Here is a 20285-nt window from a genome sequence, read left to right on the forward strand (position 1 = left end):
GCGATGAAGAGAGGCGTCGGCGATGGTTTTGAGCCTCCTCACGAGTCACGAGTCACGAGTTACGAGTCATGATTCAGACCGCTCATCGTCCGCTGAGGCGATCCCCGCTGGAGCGTCCGGGGTCTTCGTGAGGTCACGGAAGAGGTCTTCGAGGCTCGACTCGATGGGCGTCAGCTCCGTGAGGGTCCATCCGCGGTCGGCACAGAGGCGGAAGACATCGGCGGCGGGCTCCGCGTCGCCCGCGGTGGCGAGCTCGTACGAGCCGTTCGTGCGTTGAACCGAGGCGACGCCCTCCATCTCCCGAAAGGCGCGACCGACGTCGGCGTCGCCGGGGGCGTCCACGGAAACCCGGAGGCGCGTTCCGCCCATGAATTGTTTCCGGAGCTTCTCGGTGGGTCCGTCGGCCACGACGCGCCCCTGGTCGATGATGAGAATGCGGTCACAGGTCATCTCCACCTCCTTCAGGATGTGAGAACTGAGCATGACGGTTTTCTCCATGCCGATCTCCTTGATCAATTCGCGGATCTCGACGATTTGATTCGGGTCGAGCCCGGTCGTCGGTTCGTCGAGAATGAGGACCGGCGGGTCGTGGAGAAGGGCCTGGGCGAGGCCAATTCGCTGTTGGAAGCCCTTGGACAACTCGCCAATTCGCTTGTGGCGTTCGCGGCCCAACCCACACACATCCATCATCTTCTGAATCCGGGACGTGACCTTTGCCTGAGGGACCGACTGCAGCTCAGCGGCGTGGCGCAGGTAGTCAATCACCGGCATGTCGGTGTACAAGGGCGTGTCCTCGGGGAGGTACCCGATGCGGCGCCGCACCTCTTCCGGGTGCTCGTGGATGTCATAGCCGTCGAGCGTCGCGGTGCCGGCCGTCGGATCCAGGTAGCAGGTCAGGATCCGCATTGTCGTCGTCTTGCCGGCCCCGTTGGGGCCGAGAACCCCGAGCACCTCGCCGGTGCTCATGTCAAAACTCACGTCGTCGACGGCCTTTTGGGTGCCGTAGACCTTGCCCAGGTTCGACGCGGTGATGCCCATCAGAAAAGGAAGCGTTGGCTGAAACGGAGGGTGGATACGGAATGATGTGGGCGCCTGGAGCGCCATCGGTATGCAACGAGGAGCAGGAGGCCGATATTGTCCGCCAGCTCGGTGCTGTTGTGAAAGTCGTCCAAAGAACGAGGGTCCGGGCCCGGTGCGCAGGGCTTCACGTTGTCCGGAGGCGTCCGTACGTTAGAACGACCACCACCGTGCTTCCGTCGACTGATCTGCCTGATGCGTATGGCCCCCGTCGTTGCGCTCCCGGACTGGAGCCGTGCCGTTGTGAAGGTGGGCAGCGCGCTCGTTGCGCCCGACGATCGGGGCTGCAGCACGACGCACCTGTTGCCCATTGCGCGCTTTGTAATTCAGAGCCGTCGGCAGGGCAAGGAGGTGATTCTGGTCTCCTCCGGCGCCGTGGCCGCCGGGCTCGCCGAGCAGGGCCGGGGCGGGCCGGGCACGGGCCTCTCCATCCCGGAGCGGCAGGCCCTCGCCGCGCTCGGCCAGCCGCTGCTGATGGCCCATTGGCGCCGCCTCTTCGACGTGCCCTGTGCGCAGGTCCTGCTCACCTACGACGACCTGCAGCGCCGGGCCCGCTTCGTGAACGCGAAGAACACGATCGCCGAGCTGCTCGACCGCGACACGCTGCCGATCGTGAATGAAAACGACACCGTCGCCACCGAGGAGTTGCGGGTGGGCGACAACGACAACCTCGCCGCCTACGTGGCGGTGCTGGCCGAGGCGGATTTGCTCGTGATCTGCTCGGACGTAGACGGCCTCTACACCGCCGATCCGCACGACACCCCGGACGCGGAGCGCCTGCCGGCGGTGGACGACATCACCGACGAGATCTACGACATGGTCGGGCCCTCCCACCGCAAGGTGGCCACCGGCGGCATGCAGACGAAGGTGGAGGCGGCAGAAAAAGCGACGGACCGCGGGATCGATACCGTTCTGGTCAACGGAACCAAAGGCGGCCACCTCGACGCGCTGGGGCGCGGTGAGATGCCGGGCACGCTCTTTCGGCAGGCCGAGCAGCCGCTTCCCGCGCGCAAGCACTGGATGCTCCACGCGCTTCCCTCAGCGGGCCGCCTGACGGTCGACGCCGGGGCGGCCGACGCCCTGCGACACGAGGGCGCTTCGTTGCTGCCGTCGGGCATTGTGGCGGTGAAGGGCCGCTTTGCCCGGGGCGACGCCGTGGAGATTGCGGTCGAGAAAGAGGGGACCTGGACCCGCGTGGCGAAGGGCATCACGCAGTACGGGGCCGCCGACCTGAAGCGCATCCAGGGGCGACAGAGCCACGCCATCGCCGAGGTCCTCGACGAGGCGCCCGCCGACCACGTGGTGCACCGCGACGATCTGGTGGTGGAGGCGTGAGGCGGATTGTGGACTGTGGCCCCCCTGTCCGTCCACGCCGTACGAACGACGGCAACACCGGTCGGAGCACCGGCGGGCGCTCTGTGTATAGCAGCTTGCTTTTTCGGCATGAACAAACAAATAAATTCAGTCGCGCCCATGTCCGACACGACCTCCGAAGCGCTCTCCGTCGACGCTCTCGCCGCGGCCTGCAAGGCCGCCGCCCGCGAGCTGAGCACGCTTTCGACCGAAACGAAGAACCGCACGCTGCGCCGCATGGCCGACGCGCTGGAGGCGGACGAGGAGGCCATCCTGGCCGCCAACGGCAAGGACGTGAGCGCTGCGCGTGAGGAGGGGCTCGACGACGCCCTGATCGACCGGCTTGTCCTGAATCCCGACCGGATCACCAAGATGGCCGACGCGCTGCGTGACGTGGCGTCCTTCGCCGATCCCGTGGGCGAAATGGGGGGCACCACCCGACGGCCCAGTGGCATCGAGGTGGGGACGATGCGCATCCCGCTGGGGGTGATCGGCATGATCTACGAGGCCCGTCCCAACGTCACGGCCGACGCCGCCGGGCTCTGTTTCAAGGCGGGCAACGCGGTCCTGCTGCGGGGCGGCTCCAACGCATTCCACTCGAACCAGGCCGTCGCGGCGGCGCTGCACACGGCCCTGGAGGCGGAGGGCGTCCCCCCCGCGGCCGTCACGCTCATCCCCACCACCGACCGGGCGGCGGTGCGGGAGATGCTGACGCTCAACCAGCACCTCGACCTCGTCATTCCCCGCGGCGGGGAGGGCCTGATCCGCTTCGTGGACGAGACGAGCCAGATTCCCGTCATCAAGCACTACAAGGGCGTCTGCCACCTCTACGTCGACGAAGACGCGGACCTGGAGGTCGCCGAGGATCTCCTGCTCGACGGCAAGGTCTCGCGCCCCAGCGTCTGCAACGCGCTCGAAACGCTGCTCGTGCACGCGGACGTGGCGGACGACTTTCTGCCCCGCGCCCGGGCGCTCCTCGACGACGCGGGCGTGGAGCTCCGTGGGGACGACCGGACCCGACAGCTGCTCCCGGGCGTGGGGGCGGCCACCGGGGACGACTACGCCGCCGAGTACCTCGACCTGACCCTCGCGGCCCGGGTGGTCGAAAGCGCCGACGAGGCGCTGGACCACATCGCCGAGTACGGCTCCAACCACACGGAGGTCATCGCGACCGACCGGCTGCCGACGGCCCGCCGCTTCGTCCGCTCGGTCGACGCGTCGGTCGTGCTCGTAAACGCCTCCTCACGCTTCTCGGACGGGGGCGAGCTGGGGCTGGGCGCCGAGATCGGCATCTCGACCACCAAGCTGCACGCCTACGGCCCGATGGGCCTGGAGGCGCTGACCACCGAGAAGTTTGTGGTGTACGGGGACGGGGAGACCCGCCACCCGGTAGAGAAGTAGTCCATGTCTGTGGCCGGAGGCGTGGGGGAGGATTGCTCAGGCTAGGTAGGTCACAACGCCGACAGTGACGAGGCCGGAGCCAATAACGAACAGGACCACGCTGGCCAGATAGGCACAGGGGGGCAGGAGGCGAGCCCGCCAACGGGTTCCGAAGAACGCCTCGGCGCCGTGGACGTGGAGACCGACCTGCAAAAAAATAGGCAGAACGCCGATGAAGGCGGGGGCTCCCCAGAAGAGTAGTGGGCCGAGCATTCCGAGGAACAGGGTGGCCTGGGCCGTAACGTAGAGCTCAAACACGAGGATCTCGGCGACGGTCCGTTTCGGAAATGCCCATCGAAGGAGCAGGCCCGCAGCGGCACAGGTAAAGAGCCCGACGTACGTCTGTACCTGTTGGAAAAACTGGAAGATGCCCGCCGCAAGATCCTGAGCAGAAGACCAGCCGAGCGACCGGAGCGGGGATCCGGGTCGAAAGATCTCGTCGGAACTCGCGCCCAGCGATTGCCACATCACCTCGTACGCCTCGGCCTGGTTCTGCACCCACGCCTCCTGAAAAACCGAAAAGACGAGAAACGTGGCCGTGGCAGTCAACAGGAAGTAGCCGAGGGGATTGACGAACTCCCTCCGTTCCCCGTCCACGTACCGACGGGCCACGCGGCCCGGATTGCGCGCGGCGCGACGGAGCGTCTGCCCGACGCCCCGTTCCAAATCCTCCAGGTCCAGGGCCGATTCGAGGAAGCGCCGCACCAGGTAGAGCACCCGGAGCGTGGGGACGTGCCGTTGCCCGCACTGGTGGCAGTACTCGCCCACGAGGGGGGCGCCGCAATTCTGACAGGGGACTCCTTGACCCGACGAGCCATCATCGGGCTGGGCCTCCGGGGCGTCGGACATCGAGCAGAGAGAAAATCATGCAAGAGAAAACCTCCCGGTTGCATTTGTGCGCCCGGCGCGTCGTTCCGTCTGGCTCAGATGGCAACAGGGGCGGATGGCCGGTGCACGAAGACGTTGTGCCTCGGGGCGCCGAGGCATAGGTTAAGGCCGACCGTTTCCCAGTCCCCACGGGCCCTCTTCCGGGTCGGTCGAGGCCTTCATCCCCTACCTTTATCTTCCCGACGACTCTTCGGCGCGATGACGTCCCTGACCCGCCGCACGGCGTACTACCTACTGGTGCTCGCAGCCGCCACCGTGGGACTGACGGGCGCGTACAGCCTGGGCATGAGCGTATGGGAGGGACGGCCGCGGCCGTGGTACCAGGCCCTGGAGGTGGTGGTGCAGACGTTCACGACGACCGGATACGGCGAGGACGCGCCGTGGAGCAGTCCCCAGATGAACATGCTGGTGGTTGTGATTCAACTCGCGGGCATCGGATTCATTCTGAGTGCCGTGGACGTGTTCGTGGTGCCCTGGCTCCGCGAGGCGCTCCGGCCCACGGCCCCGAAGGGCCTCCCTGACCGGTCCGGTCACGTCATTGTGTGCGGCTACACGCCCCGGGTGGAGGTCTTCATCGACGAGATGAGTGAGCGGGGAGAGGAGTACGTGCTCATTGAGCCCGACGCGGAGCAGGCCGCGTCGCTCTACGAGCGGGACTACGAGGTCATGGAAGGGGACCCGACGTCGACTGCCGCTCTGGAGCGGGCCTCCGTCGGGGCGGCAAAGGCCCTGGTGGCTGACGTGGCCGACGACGAAAATGCCAGCATTGTGCTTGCGGCCCGTGAGGCCAGTCCGGACCGCCGCATCATCACGTTGGCCGAGGACGCCTCGGCAACCCGATACCACCGGGCGGCGGGGGCGGACGTGGCGCTTTCGCCCCGGCAGGTGCTCGGGCGGAGCCTCGCCGCGCAGGTGCCCGTGGCCGCGGCGGCCAACGTGGAGGAGCAGGCGACGGCGGGAACTGAGGTTGACTTTGCGGAGCTCATCGTGACCCGGCACGGCCCGTCTCCCAATCAGTCACTCCGCGCCCTTCGGCTTTCGGAGCGGTTCGGGGTGCGCGTCATTGGGGCCTGGCTCGATGGCACCTTCGAGACGTCCGTGGACGCCGACACGCCCCTCGAGGCGGGCACGCGCCTGTTTCTCGCCGGCACGCCCGACCAACTGGATGCCCTTCGCAGTGAGATGGCCCCGTACGTGCGGGCCTTCACGCCACAGTCCATCATCCTCGCCGGACACGGGGACTCGGGGCAGGCCGCGCGGGACTCCCTTCGGGCGGCACGTGCCGACGTGACGGTGCTCGACCTCGAAGACGGGGCGGAGGTGGACGTGGCGGGGGACGTTCGCGACCCCGATGCGCTCCGGGCCTGCGGAATCGAGGACGCGTCGGCCCTCATCATCGCCGTGGACGACGACAGCGTCGCCACGTTCGCGACGCTCATCGCGCGCGACCTGAACCCGGAGCTGCAAATCCTCGTCCGGGCCCATGACGAGACGGCCGTTCAGAACCTCTACCGGGCCGGCGCGGACTTCGTGCAGGCCCTGCCGACGGTCTGTGGGCGGATGCTGGCCGCCACGGCATTTGAAGACGAGGACCACCGGTCCCGCGATCGACACATCAACGTGGTCCGCCTCTCGGCCTCCCCATTGGCCGGAGAACCGTTGAGGGAGGTCGAGCCGGACGCACAGACCAACTACACAGTGCTTGCGGTGTACCGGGAGGGCGACTTTCTCACCGATCCCGACGACGCCCTCGTTGCCTTCGAGGCGGACGACGAGGTGCTCGTCGCCGGAACCGAGGACGGGATCCGGCAATTTCGGGCGCGGCTTGAGGACAGGCAGTCGGCGTAGTGCCGGCCCGTCCGCCACGCGCCCTACGGGTGCTTGGGATCCGCCGGGGGCCCTGGGCGGATCCACTCGTGTCGGTGGAGCCGCTGCCAGGCCGCCGCAATCTGTTCCGGCGCGAAGCGCTCCGCCTTGCGGCGGCTCCAGTCCTGCACGGCCCGCACGACCGCCTCGGGACGGCGCCGGGCCTGCGCGTCGTGCCGCGCGAGCCAGCCGACCGTAGCGAGCAGTTCGAGCGTGTCGGGCGTGTCGTAATCTTCGGTGAGGGCCCGCACCCGGCCCAGGCGCTCACTAGCGGTTGGGTGGTCCGAAAGGGTGTCCCGCGCCGCACCGACCGCGGGCGGGCGAAGGCGAAACGAGGCGCCCTGGTGCGACGGGTCGTACCCCGCAATAAAAGCCCCCTCAATCCGGCGCAGCACGGCCGTGAGGCCCGCGGCGCGGAGCCCGTACGTGCCCGGCTCGAACGTAAGGCGCAGGTCCTCGCCCGTCCCCTGCAGCAGGAAGGCAAGATTGTGCGCCGCGTGTGGACTGACGGTGTCGCCCGGCGTGGCGTAGGCGTCGAGGACGGAGAGAAGGAGGGCACGTCCCCGGGTCATGGCGGGGCGATCGTCTGCGTCGGGGCCGCCGCCCTCTGCGTGCGCCGACCGGGGGGCGTAAACGAGCGCCCGGACGCCATCGAGCGACGTGAGCGGAGTGGTAAGCAGCGGGCGCACCGTCGGCCAGTCGAGCCCGCCCCCGCCGCAGCCCAGCGCGGGCACGGCGAGCGACGAAATGTCGTGAGCAGTAACTTCGTCGACGAGGGCCGCCATGCCCGCCTCGATGTGCGTGGCGGACGAGGCATCGCGCCAGTGGTCCTTCGTGGCCACGTTTAGGACGTAGCGGGGATGCTGGGCGTCCCCGAAGAGCCCCCCGCGGTCGTGGACGAGCACGTCGCCCGGCGCCAGGGCCCCGGCGTCGCAGGCCGCCTCGTACTGCTCGTAGTTGTCGGGAAACCGTGTCTTGAACTGGCGACACAGCCCGCGCTTCATGAGGCCGGCGCAGTGGACCGGGGTCACGAGCGCCGCCACGTCCGCGTCGAACAGATCCCCGTGTACAATTTCGACCATGGACCGCCTCTATCGCAGTGGGCGCAACCGACAAAGAGAAAGGGCCGCGAGACGGTCTCGCGGCCCTTCTGCTGAATGTGTTCGAACGTCCCGTTCCCACGAAATACGCGCGGGGACAGGGCCCTGAGCGACATCGCTACGCGGTCTTGAGGGCCGACGTCAACTCCTCCTCTTCGTCCGCCTCGTAGGCGTCGGTCGGGGGACAGGCGCAGTAGAGGTTCCGGTCGCCGTAGGCGTCGTTCACGCGCCGCACGGTGGGCCAGAACTTGCGCTCGCGCACCGCCTCCACCGGATAGGCCGCCGTCTCGCGGCTGTACGCGTGGTCCCACTCGTCGGCGGTGGCCATCTCGGCGGTGTGGGGGGCCTGCTTGAGCGTGCTCTCCTCCGCCTCCAGCGTCCCGTTCTCGACGGCCTCGATCTCGCTGCGGATGGCGGCGAATGCGTCCACCAGGCGGTCGAGCTCCGCCTTCGACTCGCTCTCCGTGGGCTCCACCATGAGCGTGCCGACCACCGGCCAGCTCATCGTGGGGGCGTGGAAGCCGTAGTCCATAAGCCGCTTCGCCACGTCCTGCTCGTTGATGTCGAGCTCGGAGCGGAACGGGCGGAGGTCGAGGATAAACTCGTGGGCCACACGGTCATTGGGCCCCCGGAAGACGATGTCGTAGTGGTTCGACAGCTGGTCGGCCAGGTAGTTGGCGTTGAGGAGGGCGGTCTTCGACGACTTCGTGAGGCCCTCGGGGCCCAGCAGCTTGATGTAGGCCCACGAGATGAGCAGAATCAAGGCGCTGCCGTGCGGCGCCGCGGCAATCGCGGGAATGTGTTGGTCGCCGCCCGTCTCCACCACCGGGTGACCGGGGAGGAAGGGACTCAGGTGCTCGGCCGTGCAGACCGGCCCCACGCCCGGCCCGCCGCCGCCGTGCGGGATGCTAAACGTCTTGTGCAGGTTGAGGTGGCACACGTCCACGCCGTACTCGCGGGGGCGGCAGAGGCCGACCTGTGCGTTGACGTTGGCCCCGTCGAGGTACACCTGCCCGCCGTGCTCGTGGATGACGTCACAAATCTCTTCGACGTGCTCCTCGAAGACGCCGTGCGTCGACGGGTACGTAATCATTGCGGCGGCGAGGCGCTCGCTGTTCGCCTCGGCCTGCTCGCGGAGGTCGTCCAGGTCGACGTCCCCGTTCGCGTCGCAGTCGATGGTGATGACCTCCATCCCGGCCATGTTGGCACTGGCGGGGTTGGTCCCGTGGGCGGACTCGGGGACGAGGCACACGTCCCGCTGCTCCTCGCCCCGCGCCTCGTGGTAGGCCTGAATGATCAGGAGGCCGGTGTACTCGCCGGAGGCCCCGGAATTGGGCTGGAAGGAGATGTCGTCGAAGCCTGTGATCTCCGTCAGGTAGCCGCTGAGCTCGTCGATCACCTGCTCGTACCCTTCCGCCTGCTCCTGGGGCGCGAAGGGGTGCAGGCCCGCAAACTGCGGGTTCGAGATCGGCTGGAGGGCGGCGGTCGGGTTCAGCTTCATGGTGCACGATCCCAGCGGGATCATGCTGTGGACGAGCGACAGGTCCTTGTCCGCCAGCGACTTCATGTACCGCGTCAGCTCGCCCTCGGAGTGGTACGAGTTGAAGACCGGGTGCTCCAGGTACGAGGTCTGCCGCGGCATCGGGCCGTCGTAGCCGCTGTCGAGGCCCGCGGCCAGGTCGTCGGCGTACAGCTTCTGGCCGTTGGTGGCCCCAAAGACGGTGAAGAGCGCGTCCAGGTCCGCGGCGTCGACGGTCTGGTCGAGCGCGACGCCCACCGACCCGTCGTCGTAGTAGCGGAGGTTGATCTCATGCGCCTCGGCCCGCTCGCGGACCTGCGCCTGGGTGGCGTCGGTGAGGTCCACGCGGAGCGTGTCGAAGTACGCGTCGTGGCGGACGGTGTGGCCCGTTCGGTCCAGCCCCTCGGCCAGCGTCTTCGTAAGGTCGTGCACCCGCGTCGCAATCTCGCGGAGCCCCTCGGGGCCGTGGTAGACGGCGTACATCGACGCCATCACGGCCAGCAGCACCTGGGAGGTGCAGATGTTGGACGTGGCGCGCCCCCGCCGGATGTGCTGCTCGCGGGTCTGGAGCGCCATGCGGAGCGCCATCTCGCCGTCGGCGTCCTTCGTGACCCCGATCATGCGGCCGGGCACCTGGCGCTGGAAGCGTTCGCGGGTCGCGAAGTAGGCGGCGTGCGGCCCGCCGTAGCCCATCGGTACCCCAAAGCGCTGCGTGGAGCCGACGACCGCGTCGGCCCCCCACTCGCCCGGGGCCTCCAGGAGCGTGAGGCTCAGCAGGTCGGCGGCCACGGCCACGTAGGCGTCCGCCTCGTGGGCCCGGTCGGCCACGTCGCGGTAGTCGTGCACCGCGCCGTCGGTCGTGGGGTACTGCAGGAGGCAGCCGAACGTGTCCTCGCCGAAGACGAAGTTCTCGGGGGATTCCACGATGATGTCGATCCCGATCGGCGCGGCGCGGCCCTTCACCACCTCGATGGTCTGCGGGTGGCAGTCCTCCGACACGTAAAACGTAGCGGCGTCGCTGCGGCGGTCGACCCGATTCAGCATCATCATCGCCTCCGCCGCGGCCGTCGCCTCGTCGAGCAGCGACGCGTTGGCGATCTCCAGGCCCGTCAGGTCGATGGTCATGTCCTGGAAGTTCAGGAGCGCCTCCAGGCGGCCCTGCGCAATCTCGGCCTGGTAGGGCGTGTACTGGGTGTACCAGGCCGGATTTTCCAGAATGTTGCGCTGGATGACGGGGGGCGTGTGGGTGTGGCGGTAGCCCATGCCGATGAACGAGCGCCACGCGTCGTTCTTGGCGCCGGCGTCCTGGGCCGCGTCGAGCACCTGCTGCTCGGTGAGGGCGGACGGCAGGTCGAGGGGGGCGTCGGTCTGGATCGAGTCCGGAATGGCCGCGTCGACGAGGGCGTCGAGCGACTCGGCCCCGAGGGCGTCGAGCATGGCGTCCACGTCGGCGTCCGTGGGGCCGAGGTGACGCTCGTCGAACGTGTTTGCGGACGAGAGATCAATGGCCATCTGAAGGCGGGAGGTTGGGTGAAAAGGCAAAACCAGGGCGTGAGGGCAAATGGACACTCAGGTATATGCCCCGCAGGCGCGCCGTGTTGTCCGGAATAGCTGAAAAGCCTGCAACAGACGGGGCGGGAATGGGCCTGTGCGGGACAGGTTAGCAAATCGAGCCGTCGTCCTCAATGTAACAGGCGCCCGGTTGAAACCGGTTTCATTCGGCCATCAGGGCGCGTAGTGTTTGGAGGTGTGAACGGAGGGCCGACGCTCCGGTTACGACCTCGCCGTCGTCGTGCAGGGCCGGGAGTTCGGAAATGACCTCGGGGAGGGCGTCGGCATCTTCGACGTGCTCGACCCCGTGGGCAATGACCATTTCGCGAAGGGCCTCTTCGATCTCGTCGGCCCACGGGTCACCAGGCTGGCGGTAGAGCGTGACCATAGGATTGGGGGAAATGCGTCAGTGACGAGATTCTGGGCGCTTGTTTGCACGGGCCGGACGGGCGCGTGGTTGCTGCGGGCGAACGTGCATCCCCCACCCTCCAGGCCTTCGCGCAACTCGCGTCCCGGGACTCCGTTTCCCACCTGCTTTCGCCTTCATCGTTTGCGCGTGGTGTGCCCATGGATCACGACCGTCTCGAACTCTCCCCCGAAAAAATGCGGACGCTTGGCTACCGGGTCGTGGATCTCCTGGTGGACCACTTCGCGGACGGAGGGGACGAATCGCTGGGGGAGGCGCCGTCGCGAGACGAACTAGAGGCTCACCTCCGGGAAGACCTCCCGGAAGAGGGAACCCCCCCGGAGTCCGTTCTCGACCAGGTGGAGGCGGAGGTGCTGCCGAACACAATGCGGGTGGACCACCCCCGCTTCTTCGGGTTCGTGCCGGGGCCGAACAACTTCGTCGGCGTGCTCGCCGACATGCTGGCGTCGGGGTTCAACGTGTTCTCGGGGACCTGGATCTCGGGGGCCGCCGCCGCGCAGATCGAACTGGTGGTGATCGACTGGCTGCGGACGCTCTGTGGCCTCCCGGAGACCGCAGGGGGGCTGTTCACGAGCGGGGGCTCGATGGCAAACGTCACGGCCCTGGCCGCCGCCCGCCACGCCCGGCTGGACGACGACGTGACGGGGGCCGTCGCCTACTGCTCCGACCAGACCCACACGTCGGTCGACCGGGCCCTGCGGCTGCTCGGGTTCGGCCCCGACCAGCTCCACCGGGTGCCCACCGACGATCAGTACCGACTCGATCCCGTGGCGCTTCGAGAGGCCATCGCGGCCGACCGGGCGGCGGGGCGGCGTCCCTTCTGCATCATCGCCAACGCGGGCACCACCAACACCGGGGCCGTCGATCCGCTGCCCGCCCTGGCGGCCCTGGCCGACGCCGAGGACCTGTGGCTGCACGTGGACGGGGCGTACGGGGCGCCGACGGTCGTCTGTGAGCGGGGCCAAAACCGGCTCGACGGCATCCAACGGGTCGATTCGCTGACCCTCGACCCGCACAAGTGGCTCTTCCAGCCGTTCGAGATCGGCGGCGTGCTCGTGCGCGACGAGCAGCACCTCCGCCGCGCCTTCCGGCTGGAGGCGGAGTACTTGGAGGACGCCGTGGGGGAGGCGGACGAGGTCAACTTCTCGGCCGCCGGCATCCAGCTCACGCGCAGCTTCCGGGCGCTCAAGCTCTGGATGACGCTCAAGGTGTTTGGCCGCGAGCACGTCGCCACCGCGGTGGCGCGGGGCTTCGAGCGGGCCGAGCAGGCCGAGCGGCTGCTTCGGGATCGGCCCGGGTGGACGGTGGTGACCCCGGCCCAGATGGGCATCATCACGTTTCGCTGCGAACCGGACGGGTGGACGCCCGACCAGGTGGACGCGCTCACGCGCCGCCTCATTGCGGCCGTGAACGACGAGGGGGCGGCCTTCCTGACGCAGACGACGCTCGACGGCCGGCCCGTCCTCCGGCTGTGCCCCATCAACCCACGGACGACGGCGAAGGACCTCGAAGAAACAATTGCACGGCTCGACGCCCTCCAGGCCGAAATAGAGGGGGCGGCAGCCCCGGCATCCTGACGCGGCGGGCGCCTCCGGAGAGACGGGCGAGCGAACACGCTGCGAAAGACGACAGCGGGCCTTGATCGTCACACTCCCTTTCAAACCGACGGACGAGGGGGGCGTACCTTTCAGTCGTTGCGCGAACCTTTCCTCCCAGCCTCTTCAGCTCACTGTGAAACTGTGGTCGTACCAGGGGGCCGTCCTCGGGGCGTGCACCCTGGCCTTCTTCGCGACGATGGCCGCGCGGCTGGCCATCAGTCCGGTCGTGCCCGCCATCGGCGACGCGTTTGGGGTGTCCAACAGTGCGGTCGGCCTGGCCCTCACGGGCATGTGGATGGCGTACGCGGCCTCGCAGTTTCCGAGTGGGCTGCTGGCCGACCGGTACGGGGAGCGGCGCATTATCCTCGTGGCGGTGGGGGGGACGGCCCTGGCGAGCGCGCTGGTGGCGATGGCGCCGACCTATCCCGTCTTTCTCGTCGGGACGGTGGTGCTGGGGGGCGTCGCCGGGCTCCACTTCAGCGTCGCCACGTCGCTTTTGACCCGGACCATCCCGAACACCGGCTCCGCAATTGGGCTTCACACCGCGGGGGCGCCGGTGGCGGGCGTGCTGGTTCCGCTGGCCGCGGGAAGCATCGGGGTGTGGCTGGACTGGCGGTGGGCCGTGGCGTTGGGGGCCGCCATTGCGCTCCCGAGCGCCCTCCTCTTCGGGATGGTGGTTCGCCCCATCGCGCCGGTGCGGCCCGACGAGTCGCCCTGGAGCCGCCTTCGCCTCGGGCCGTTGCTCGAACTGCTCGGGCGTCCGCCCATCGCGCTCACGGCGGGGCTCTCCGTCGTGGGGGCCTTCGTGTGGCAGGCCACCGCTTCGTTTCTGCCGGCGTTTCTCATCGAGTATCAGGGCTACGGGGAGGCGGGCGCCGGCGCGCTCTTTTCGGCCTACTTCGTGGTGCAGGGCCTCACCCAGCCGCTGCTGGGCACCCTCTCGGACCGCGTGGGCCGGTACCCGGCGGCCACCGCCGCCGTAGGGGTCGGGGTGGTGGGCTACACGGGGCTCGTCGCGGGGGGCGGGCCGTGGATCGTGGGCGGGGCGACCCTCTGTGCCGGATTGGCGATGGGGTGGGGCGCGGCCCTGCTGCCCAAGTTCATGGACCATCTGGGGGAGGAGGAGCGCAGTGCGGGCTTCGGGCTCATCCGGACGGCCTACATGGTGCTGGGGGCCAGTGGCAGCGTCGTGACCGGCGCGGTGGCCGACCTGCTGGGGTGGGGCTCGGCCTTCCTCGCCCTGGCGGGGCTGCTGGGAGGAATGCTTCTGGTGCTCCTGTACGGAATGCGGCGCGCCCGAACGGATGCGGCGCAGCGGGTTGTCCCTTGACCACTGCGGAGACCGTCCTGCTGCAGACCGTGCATCCTGTGCCGGGGCGAACCCATAAGAAGCCCCACGTCTGCGCGCAATTCCCCTTTCTCCTCCCGACCCATGCCCCTCGCTCCCGACGACTACGACGTGCTTACGTTCGACTGCTACGGCACCCTCGTCGACTGGGCCGACGGCATCGCCACGGCGCTGCGGCCCATTCTCCGCGCCCACGACGTCGAACTCGAGGACGAGGCGCTCTTCCGGCACCACAGGGAGTTCGAGCGGGACGTGGAGTCCGGCAGCTACGTCAAATACAAAGAGGTGCTGGGGCGCGTCCTGCGGCGGTTCGGGGACCGGTTCGGATTTACCCCGACCAACGTGGAGACGGAGCGGTTCGTCGGGTCGGTACGGAACTGGCCCCTGTTCCCGGACACGAATGCGTCCCTCCGGCGGCTGAGCGCGTCGTTTCGGCTCGCCGTCATCTCGAACGTGGACGACGACCTCTTCCACGATACGGCCCGCCACCTCAGCGTGGACTTCGACGACGTCATCACGAGCGAACGGGTGCGGGCCTACAAGCCGGCGCTCGACCCCTTCGAGACGGCATTCACGCGGCTCGGCGTGCCGCCCAATCGGCTCCTGCACGTCGCCCAGAGCGTGTACCACGACGTGAACCCCGCGGGGCGACTCGGCATTGACTGCGTCCGGGTCCGGCGCTACGACGACCGGTTTGACCCGCCGGCGCCCCAGACGGATCCGGTGCACACGGTGCCCGACCTCGCACCCCTCGCCGATGAACTCCTCGACTGACACGGGCCGGCGCTTTGGCCCGGACGGGTGCGTTCGGGGGGGGGCGTCGCCGACGCCCCATCTCTGCCCCGAGGACCGCCGCCCCCCCTACCGCAGATGCGCCGTGCGCCGGATCGCGAGATCGTCAGTAGGCGTACTCGAAGAGCAAATTGAACTGCAGGGACTGCTGGTTGCTCCGGGAGCGGAGCTGGAGGTAGTTGGTGAGCTGGTATTCGAGGGTCACGTCCGGGATGAGGGCCGTCGACTGTGTGGACGTTTGCGAGCTGGGGGCGAGCACGGGCTGCTCGATCGACGCAAAAAAGCGTGGCGTGAGGTAGCGGCCCACCGTGAGGTAGGAGGTGCCCTCCGTGCGAACGTCGAGGCGGACGACGTCCAGGCCCAGCTCGCTGGCCGCAAGGTTTTCGACAAAGTTGGACGCCTGCCCGAGCGCGACCTGTGTGGCCAGGCTTCCGCCCTCCGAGCTGCCGCTGAAGAGCGCGTCGGCCGGGCGCCCGGTCGCGAGGTAGGAGAAGATGTTGCGTGTGCTCATCGTGGGCTCCGACGAGAGGGCGGGGGAGAGGTTGTCGGGACGGCCCGAGAGGGAGAGGGTAATGCGCACCTCGGAGCTCTGGCTCCCCTGCGCCCGCTGGTCGTACACCGCCGACAGGTCGAGATACGGCGTGAACGGATCGCCATTGAAGGTGAGGGAGCCCTCCGTGATCTGAAATTCCTGCCCGAACTGTCGCAGGGTGCTTCGCTGCTCCACGACATCGATGGTCCCGAAGACCTGTGGGTCGTCGAGGGCGGCCTTCTGCACGTCCAGGTCGCCGGTAAACTGCACGTTCAGCTCCGGATTGCTGCTTGACCGCAGCCACGTGTTGCTCTGGATCTGGACGGCCAGGTCCAGGGCCAGGGCCTCGTAGGCGTCGAAGGTGGTCGTGTCGGCGGCGGTCAGGCGAAGGCCGAACCGCTCTTCGAGGGTCAGCTGGTCCTGTGTCGTCAGCTCCACGGCCCCCATGGCGGCGGCGCTCTCGGCAAGGGCCTCGGCGTAGTAGACGTTTGCGCTCTGCACCTGCAGGCCGCCCGACAACACCGGCCGGCGGACGGTGCCGCGCAGGGTCATGTCGCCGTCGATCACGGCCCGGCGGTAGGCGGGGGTGTTGATGGCGAGGAACTCGGATGCGTTCAGCGCAAGGTCGTACTCGCCGACCGTGAGCTCCGGGAGCGAGATGGTGCCGTCGGCCCGCAGCGAGCCGCCATTGGGGGTGCGGAGGCGGGCGCGCTCGAGGGTCAGCTCGTTGCCCGAGAGTGCAAGGCGTGCCGTGCCGCCGTCGTAGGTCGCATTGAGGGCCGGGATGGCGGCGCCGGCGTCGGTCACGGAAGCGGATCCTGAGAGCGACGGGCTGCCGAGGGTGCCCTGGACCCTGGCGTCCGCGGTGAGGGTGCCGGCGATGGAGCGGACGGTCGTGGGGTCGAAGAAGGGGTCCACCCAGTCGAGGGGAAACTGGTCGGTCGAGGCTTCTAGTTGGACGGGCCGGTCGGAGATCGAGGCGGGGGTGGGGGCCTGGAGGCGCAGGTCGGTGGGGACCGAGCCGTTCACCGTCAGGACGCTGCCGTCCTCATGGGCGAGGCGCGCGTCGAGGTCCGCAGTCAGATCTTCGTAGCCCACGTCCAGCTGAAGGGTCCCGACCCTGCGGTCTTCGGACCGCACGTTGAGGTCGAGGGTGCCGTCGAGGACCGGGGCGGAGGCCTTTCCGGTGAGCCGGAGGCGCCCCGTTGCCGCCCCGCCGAGGCCGGACAGCCCCAGCAGCGGCGCGATGCCGCGGAGGCGGACCTGTTCGAACGCGGCGTCGAACGCCTGCGTCCCGGTCGGGGCCACGACGCCACTGGCCTCGATGCGTTGCGCCCCGCTTTCCAGCAGAAGGTCCTCCACGCGGTACGCGTCGCCGATCGCAACTGAGGTGGGGCGGCGCAGGGACCACCGATCGGGGCCCAGCCGGGCCGTCAGTGTCTGGAGGTCGATGATTGTCGAGTCGGCCGTCGGGCGGATGCCGGCGTCAACCTGCACGCGGCGTTCGGCGTCCAGCTGCACGTCCGTCGACAGATTGACGGCGGTGCCGTCGTAGTCGGCATCGATGCGGGTCCGGGTGGCCGTAAAATCGAAGGCCGAGAGGTATCCGGCGGTCCCCGTCACCGTCAGGTGATCCAGGAGCTGGGTGGTGCCGCGCCGCCCGGCGAACAGGGCCGTGGCGTCGCTAAGCCGCAGGTCGTCGTAGATGAGTCCGTCCACCGCGACGGTGCCGTCGAAGCGCTGCGCCTCCGACGAGCCGTAGACGTGGGCCGTCAGGCGCCCCGTGCGGAGCGTTAGCGAGGACAGGCCGGCCAAGCCGCGGAGGGGAGCAACATCCGTCACGCGGGCGCTGAGGTCAAAGTCCGAGGACCCCGCTCCGGGGGCCAGGGCGAGGGGGCCCTGGCCGTGCCCCGCCCCCACGTTGGACTGCACCCCGAGGGTGTCGACCCGAAAGAGGCCGCGGTCGAGGCGGCCCGTCATCCGTGCGCTGCTGAGGCGCAGGGCGCCGACGCGAACAGAGTCGGCCGCGAAGCGCGTCGACGCCTGGAGGCTGTCCGGGCGGAGGCCCCGGCCCTTGACCCTCCAGGCCGCTGTGTGAAGGCGGGCCTGTGTGGAGTCGAGCCCGGCAAGGGCGCTCAGGTCCACCGACCGGGCGGCCGTGCGAAGCGCGTAGGTCGGGGTTTGGGCGAGGCTGTCGAGGTGACCGCGGAGCTGGAGGGCCCCGCCGGCCAGGCTGAACTGTCCGTCCGCCGCCACGCGGCCCTGCGTCGTCGTCACGGAGAGGCGACCGTCCGCGGACGCCTGATTCAGGGTGGACGGGCGGAGCGTCAATTCCGAGTCCAGGTCGAGCTCGGGGAGCCGTACGCCCTGGCCATCCAGGGTGAGGGTCCCCGAGAGGGCCGTGTTCAGGGACGCCAGCCCGGCGAGGGCCCCCACGTCGATGTTGTCGAAGTGCCCGCCCCGAACCTGGTAGGAGGGCACATCGTCGAACGGGCGGGCCCGAAGCGGAAGCTCGACGGCCCCCGCGGGGGTGTCCAGCCCCAGGGTGGAGCGGAGGGTGCCGTTTTGCAGCGACGCATCCAGGGCGGCCGACGTGATGGGCTGCCGGTTCACGCGGGAGGTATCGAGGGCGAGCCCCACGTTCAGGGACAGGCTGTCGGGGCGGGTGCCCCGGAGCCGTCCCTGAACTGTGCCGTGGAGGGCAGTCGACTGCGTCGAGTCCTGCAGGAACGGGCCGAGGTCTACGTTTTGGAAGCGGCCCTCCGTGAGGGCCACCGTCGGACGGGACGCAAAGGGGCGGGCAGTGGCCGCGAGCGTCCACGTACTGCCATTTAGTTGAGCGGAGGCGTCCGCGGTGACCGCCCCGTCACGGAGGCGTGCGGTGGCCGTCATCGCGGAGAGCCGGTGCGGCCCGTAGTGCGACTCTTCAACGGAGAGGGTGGCCTGCCCGTCCATCGTGCCAGGGGCGAAGCCTTGTCCCTCCCCCGTCAGGGTCGCCGTCACGCGGCTGTCGGTCGTGTCGCCGGCCAGGGCCGCCAGGTCCACCGCTTCCAGGCGCCCCGTTTCCAGAACGAAGCGCTCGGACCCGTCCAGGGCGGCGTGCCCGGCCGCCCGAAGCCGACCCGTCGGGAACCGGACGGCGCCGTCCACACGGGCCGCCCGGGGCCGCAGCGCGGCCGCGAGGCGCCCCGACTCGATCACCTGCGTCCCGAGGCGGGAGTCCCGGAGGCGCACGTCGGCGTCGTACGCGGCGGTGTCCGTCGTGATGGACCGGCCCTGCACCTGGGCCGTGGCCGTGAAGGATCCCTCGAGGTCCGCGTTCGGGGCCACGGCCGCCAGTGTGAGGTCTTGCACCTGCGCACGCAGGTCCACCGAGGGGGCCACGTCGAAGGGACGAGCGGATCCGGCGACCGAGAGTCGAACGTCGTTCACCGTCCCCTGCAGGTCGAGGGTGGCGGTTCCGGCCTGGACGGTCGATTCGAGGGTTGCGTCGGGGACCCCCAAGCCCTGGAACCGCGTGTCGGTGACCGACGCCGACAGGGTTCCGCTGAGGGAGTCGGACGCCGGCCCCTTCAGGGCCCCCGTGACGGCGGCCGTGATGCTGTTCTGAGTGGGGTCGCTTTCCCCAAGCAGGCTCGTCGTGAGGCGCTGCGCCTGCGCATCGATCCGGTACTTCAGCGGGGAGGCGCCGGGCGACGACGTGGTGCGGGGCGTCGCCGTCGCCTCGGCGGTGAAGCGCCCCCCGCCGTTGCGCACCGTGACGTCCGTCGTGAGGGCGAGTCGGTCCTCAGAGCCCGTGAGTTGGGCGCGAAGGTCAAGGGCCTCGCGTGGGTCCACCTCCAGAAACGGGGCGAACGCCGTAAGGTCGCCCAGGACGAGCGGGTCGGCCCGGACCGAAAGGGCCACGTCGTCCAGCGAGTCGCCGGGGGCGGCCGGCAGGCGGGCCGTGCCGCCGCCCTGAACCGCACTGCGGGGAGAGGTGAGCCGCAGCGTGTCGAGGGCCACCCGCCGCTCCGACACCGCCCCCCGCGCCGCCAGTCGCAGGTCCGTCGTATCGGGGGGCAGGCGGCCGCGCAGGCCGAGCGTGTCGAGCCGGCCGCCCACCGAGAGCCCGTAGTAGAGATCCCGGGCCCGCACGGTGATGCCCCGAACCCGGGCCGTCGAGTCGCGCCCCCCGGCGTAGAACTGCGCCGCAAACGCCCCTGCCGAGACCCGAAGCCGGTCCACCCGGATCGGAAGCGCCGCGCCCGTGTCCTCGGACGCGGGGGCCGGGGCGGGCAGGTGGCGCGCCCAGTCCCACGTCGAATCGGCGGCCTGGCGCAGGGTCGCGGAGGGGCCGTGGACCGATACCGCCGTCAGGTGGAGCCGGCCCCGAAGCAGGGCCCACGGGCGGTACTCCACCGCCAACGAGTCGACGTGCGCCATCGTCGCGGGGGCGGCCCGGCCGGGGGCCGGTCGCGTGAGGGACACGTCCGCGAGGCGGAGCGACTGGACCCAGCTGCCGGACGCCCGCTCGACGGTGAGGGTGGTCTGTGGAAGGGGGTTGGCCTGGCGCGCGAGGAACTGCGCCGCCGCGGTGGCGCCGGTCTCCGTCTGGAGCCCGATCAGCACGAGGCCCACGACCACGACGACCGTGCCCCCCACACCGCCTACGCCCCACAGCAGGCGGCGCCCCCATCGGCGGAGGCGCGAGCCGGCGGACGCGTCGGCCGGCGCGTCGGATCCAGCGTCTGGTGAATTGGAATCAGGGGCCACGACGAGTGCAGAAGCGGGGAGAGAAGGCGGCGTGCAGAG

The 20285-nt window shown here is 69.4% G+C and carries 12 protein-coding genes; 6 read left to right on the forward strand and 6 right to left on the reverse strand.

Features of this window, described 5'->3' with window-relative positions; genetic code table 11:
• Nucleotides 1-66 precede the first annotated feature (66 nt).
• On the reverse strand, nt 67-1038 hold the full coding sequence (locus OJA40_RS14485) for an ATP-binding cassette domain-containing protein (protein WP_263810945.1): 972 nt from the start codon (nt 1036-1038) through the stop codon (nt 67-69).
• A gap of 240 nt (nt 1039-1278) precedes the next feature.
• Here OJA40_RS14485 and proB point away from each other — a divergent pair, with 240 nt between their 5' ends.
• Entirely contained in the window at nt 1279-2412 is a 1134-nt protein-coding gene (gene proB, locus OJA40_RS14490; protein ID WP_263810948.1) for a glutamate 5-kinase, read from the forward strand.
• A gap of 138 nt (nt 2413-2550) precedes the next feature.
• Complete coding sequence (locus OJA40_RS14495) at nt 2551-3831, forward strand: glutamate-5-semialdehyde dehydrogenase (protein WP_263810950.1); 1281 nt, start codon at nt 2551-2553, stop codon at nt 3829-3831.
• A 36-nt stretch (nt 3832-3867) separates the two neighbouring features.
• Here the strand turns inward: OJA40_RS14495 and OJA40_RS14500 are convergent, their stop codons facing one another.
• Nucleotides 3868-4719 carry a DUF3667 domain-containing protein gene (locus OJA40_RS14500; protein WP_208426497.1) on the reverse strand — a complete coding sequence of 284 codons (852 nt, stop codon included), beginning with the start codon at nt 4717-4719 and terminating at the stop codon, nt 3868-3870.
• A 237-nt stretch (nt 4720-4956) separates the two neighbouring features.
• On the opposite strand from OJA40_RS14500, the gene OJA40_RS14505 reads away from it, so the two are divergent.
• Nucleotides 4957-6606, forward strand: coding sequence for a potassium channel family protein (locus tag OJA40_RS14505; protein WP_208426496.1), 1650 nt, complete (start codon nt 4957-4959; stop codon nt 6604-6606).
• 23 nt (nt 6607-6629) lie between these two features.
• Here OJA40_RS14505 and darG read toward each other — a convergent pair whose 3' ends face one another.
• The 3 genes from darG to OJA40_RS14520 form a co-directional block, all read right to left on the reverse strand.
• On the reverse strand, nt 6630-7706 hold the full coding sequence (gene darG / locus OJA40_RS14510) for a type II toxin-antitoxin system antitoxin DNA ADP-ribosyl glycohydrolase DarG (RefSeq protein ID WP_208426495.1): 1077 nt from the start codon (nt 7704-7706) through the stop codon (nt 6630-6632).
• 136 nt (nt 7707-7842) lie between these two features.
• Nucleotides 7843-10755: an aminomethyl-transferring glycine dehydrogenase gene (gene gcvP / locus OJA40_RS14515; protein WP_208426494.1), complete on the reverse strand. Its 2913-nt coding sequence runs from the start codon at nt 10753-10755 to the stop codon at nt 7843-7845.
• A 202-nt stretch (nt 10756-10957) separates the two neighbouring features.
• Complete coding sequence (locus OJA40_RS14520) at nt 10958-11182, reverse strand: hypothetical protein (RefSeq protein WP_208426493.1); 225 nt, start codon at nt 11180-11182, stop codon at nt 10958-10960.
• A 179-nt stretch (nt 11183-11361) separates the two neighbouring features.
• Here OJA40_RS14520 and OJA40_RS14525 point away from each other — a divergent pair, with 179 nt between their 5' ends.
• From OJA40_RS14525 to OJA40_RS14535, 3 genes are all read left to right on the forward strand, one after another.
• The gene (locus tag OJA40_RS14525) at nt 11362-12798 is read left to right on the forward strand and encodes a pyridoxal phosphate-dependent decarboxylase family protein (protein WP_263810951.1); all 1437 of its coding nucleotides are present in this window, start codon (nt 11362-11364) and stop codon (nt 12796-12798) included.
• 154 nt (nt 12799-12952) lie between these two features.
• Complete coding sequence (locus OJA40_RS14530; RefSeq protein WP_263810952.1) at nt 12953-14149, forward strand: MFS transporter; 1197 nt, start codon at nt 12953-12955, stop codon at nt 14147-14149.
• A gap of 102 nt (nt 14150-14251) precedes the next feature.
• Nucleotides 14252-14941, forward strand: a complete 690-nt coding sequence (locus OJA40_RS14535; RefSeq protein ID WP_208427463.1) for a haloacid dehalogenase type II — start codon at nt 14252-14254, stop codon at nt 14939-14941.
• A 124-nt stretch (nt 14942-15065) separates the two neighbouring features.
• Here the strand turns inward: OJA40_RS14535 and OJA40_RS14540 are convergent, their stop codons facing one another.
• Nucleotides 15066-20246: a translocation/assembly module TamB domain-containing protein gene (locus tag OJA40_RS14540; protein WP_263810953.1), complete on the reverse strand. Its 5181-nt coding sequence runs from the start codon at nt 20244-20246 to the stop codon at nt 15066-15068.
• Nucleotides 20247-20285 lie beyond the last annotated feature (39 nt).

It is taken from the genome of Salinibacter pepae (genome assembly GCF_947077775.1).
Classification (GTDB): domain Bacteria; phylum Bacteroidota; class Rhodothermia; order Rhodothermales; family Salinibacteraceae; genus Salinibacter; species Salinibacter pepae.

What these genes read in the sequence shown, in the direction of transcription:
- OJA40_RS14485 (WP_263810945.1), bottom strand. Translation starts at nt 1,038, where the DNA reads ATGGGCATCACCGCGTCGAACCTGGGCAAGGTCTACGGCACCCAAAAG.
- OJA40_RS14520 (WP_208426493.1), bottom strand. Translation starts at nt 11,182, where the DNA reads ATGGTCACGCTCTACCGCCAGCCTGGTGACCCGTGGGCCGACGAGATC.
- gcvP (WP_208426494.1), bottom strand. Translation starts at nt 10,755, where the DNA reads ATGGCCATTGATCTCTCGTCCGCAAACACGTTCGACGAGCGTCACCTC.
- OJA40_RS14495 (WP_263810950.1), top strand. Translation starts at nt 2,551, where the DNA reads ATGTCCGACACGACCTCCGAAGCGCTCTCCGTCGACGCTCTCGCCGCG.
- OJA40_RS14535 (WP_208427463.1), top strand. Translation starts at nt 14,252, where the DNA reads ATGCCCCTCGCTCCCGACGACTACGACGTGCTTACGTTCGACTGCTAC.
- proB (WP_263810948.1), top strand. Translation starts at nt 1,279, where the DNA reads ATGGCCCCCGTCGTTGCGCTCCCGGACTGGAGCCGTGCCGTTGTGAAG.
- OJA40_RS14505 (WP_208426496.1), top strand. Translation starts at nt 4,957, where the DNA reads ATGACGTCCCTGACCCGCCGCACGGCGTACTACCTACTGGTGCTCGCA.
- darG (WP_208426495.1), bottom strand. Translation starts at nt 7,706, where the DNA reads ATGGTCGAAATTGTACACGGGGATCTGTTCGACGCGGACGTGGCGGCG.
- OJA40_RS14525 (WP_263810951.1), top strand. Translation starts at nt 11,362, where the DNA reads ATGGATCACGACCGTCTCGAACTCTCCCCCGAAAAAATGCGGACGCTT.
- OJA40_RS14500 (WP_208426497.1), bottom strand. Translation starts at nt 4,719, where the DNA reads ATGTCCGACGCCCCGGAGGCCCAGCCCGATGATGGCTCGTCGGGTCAA.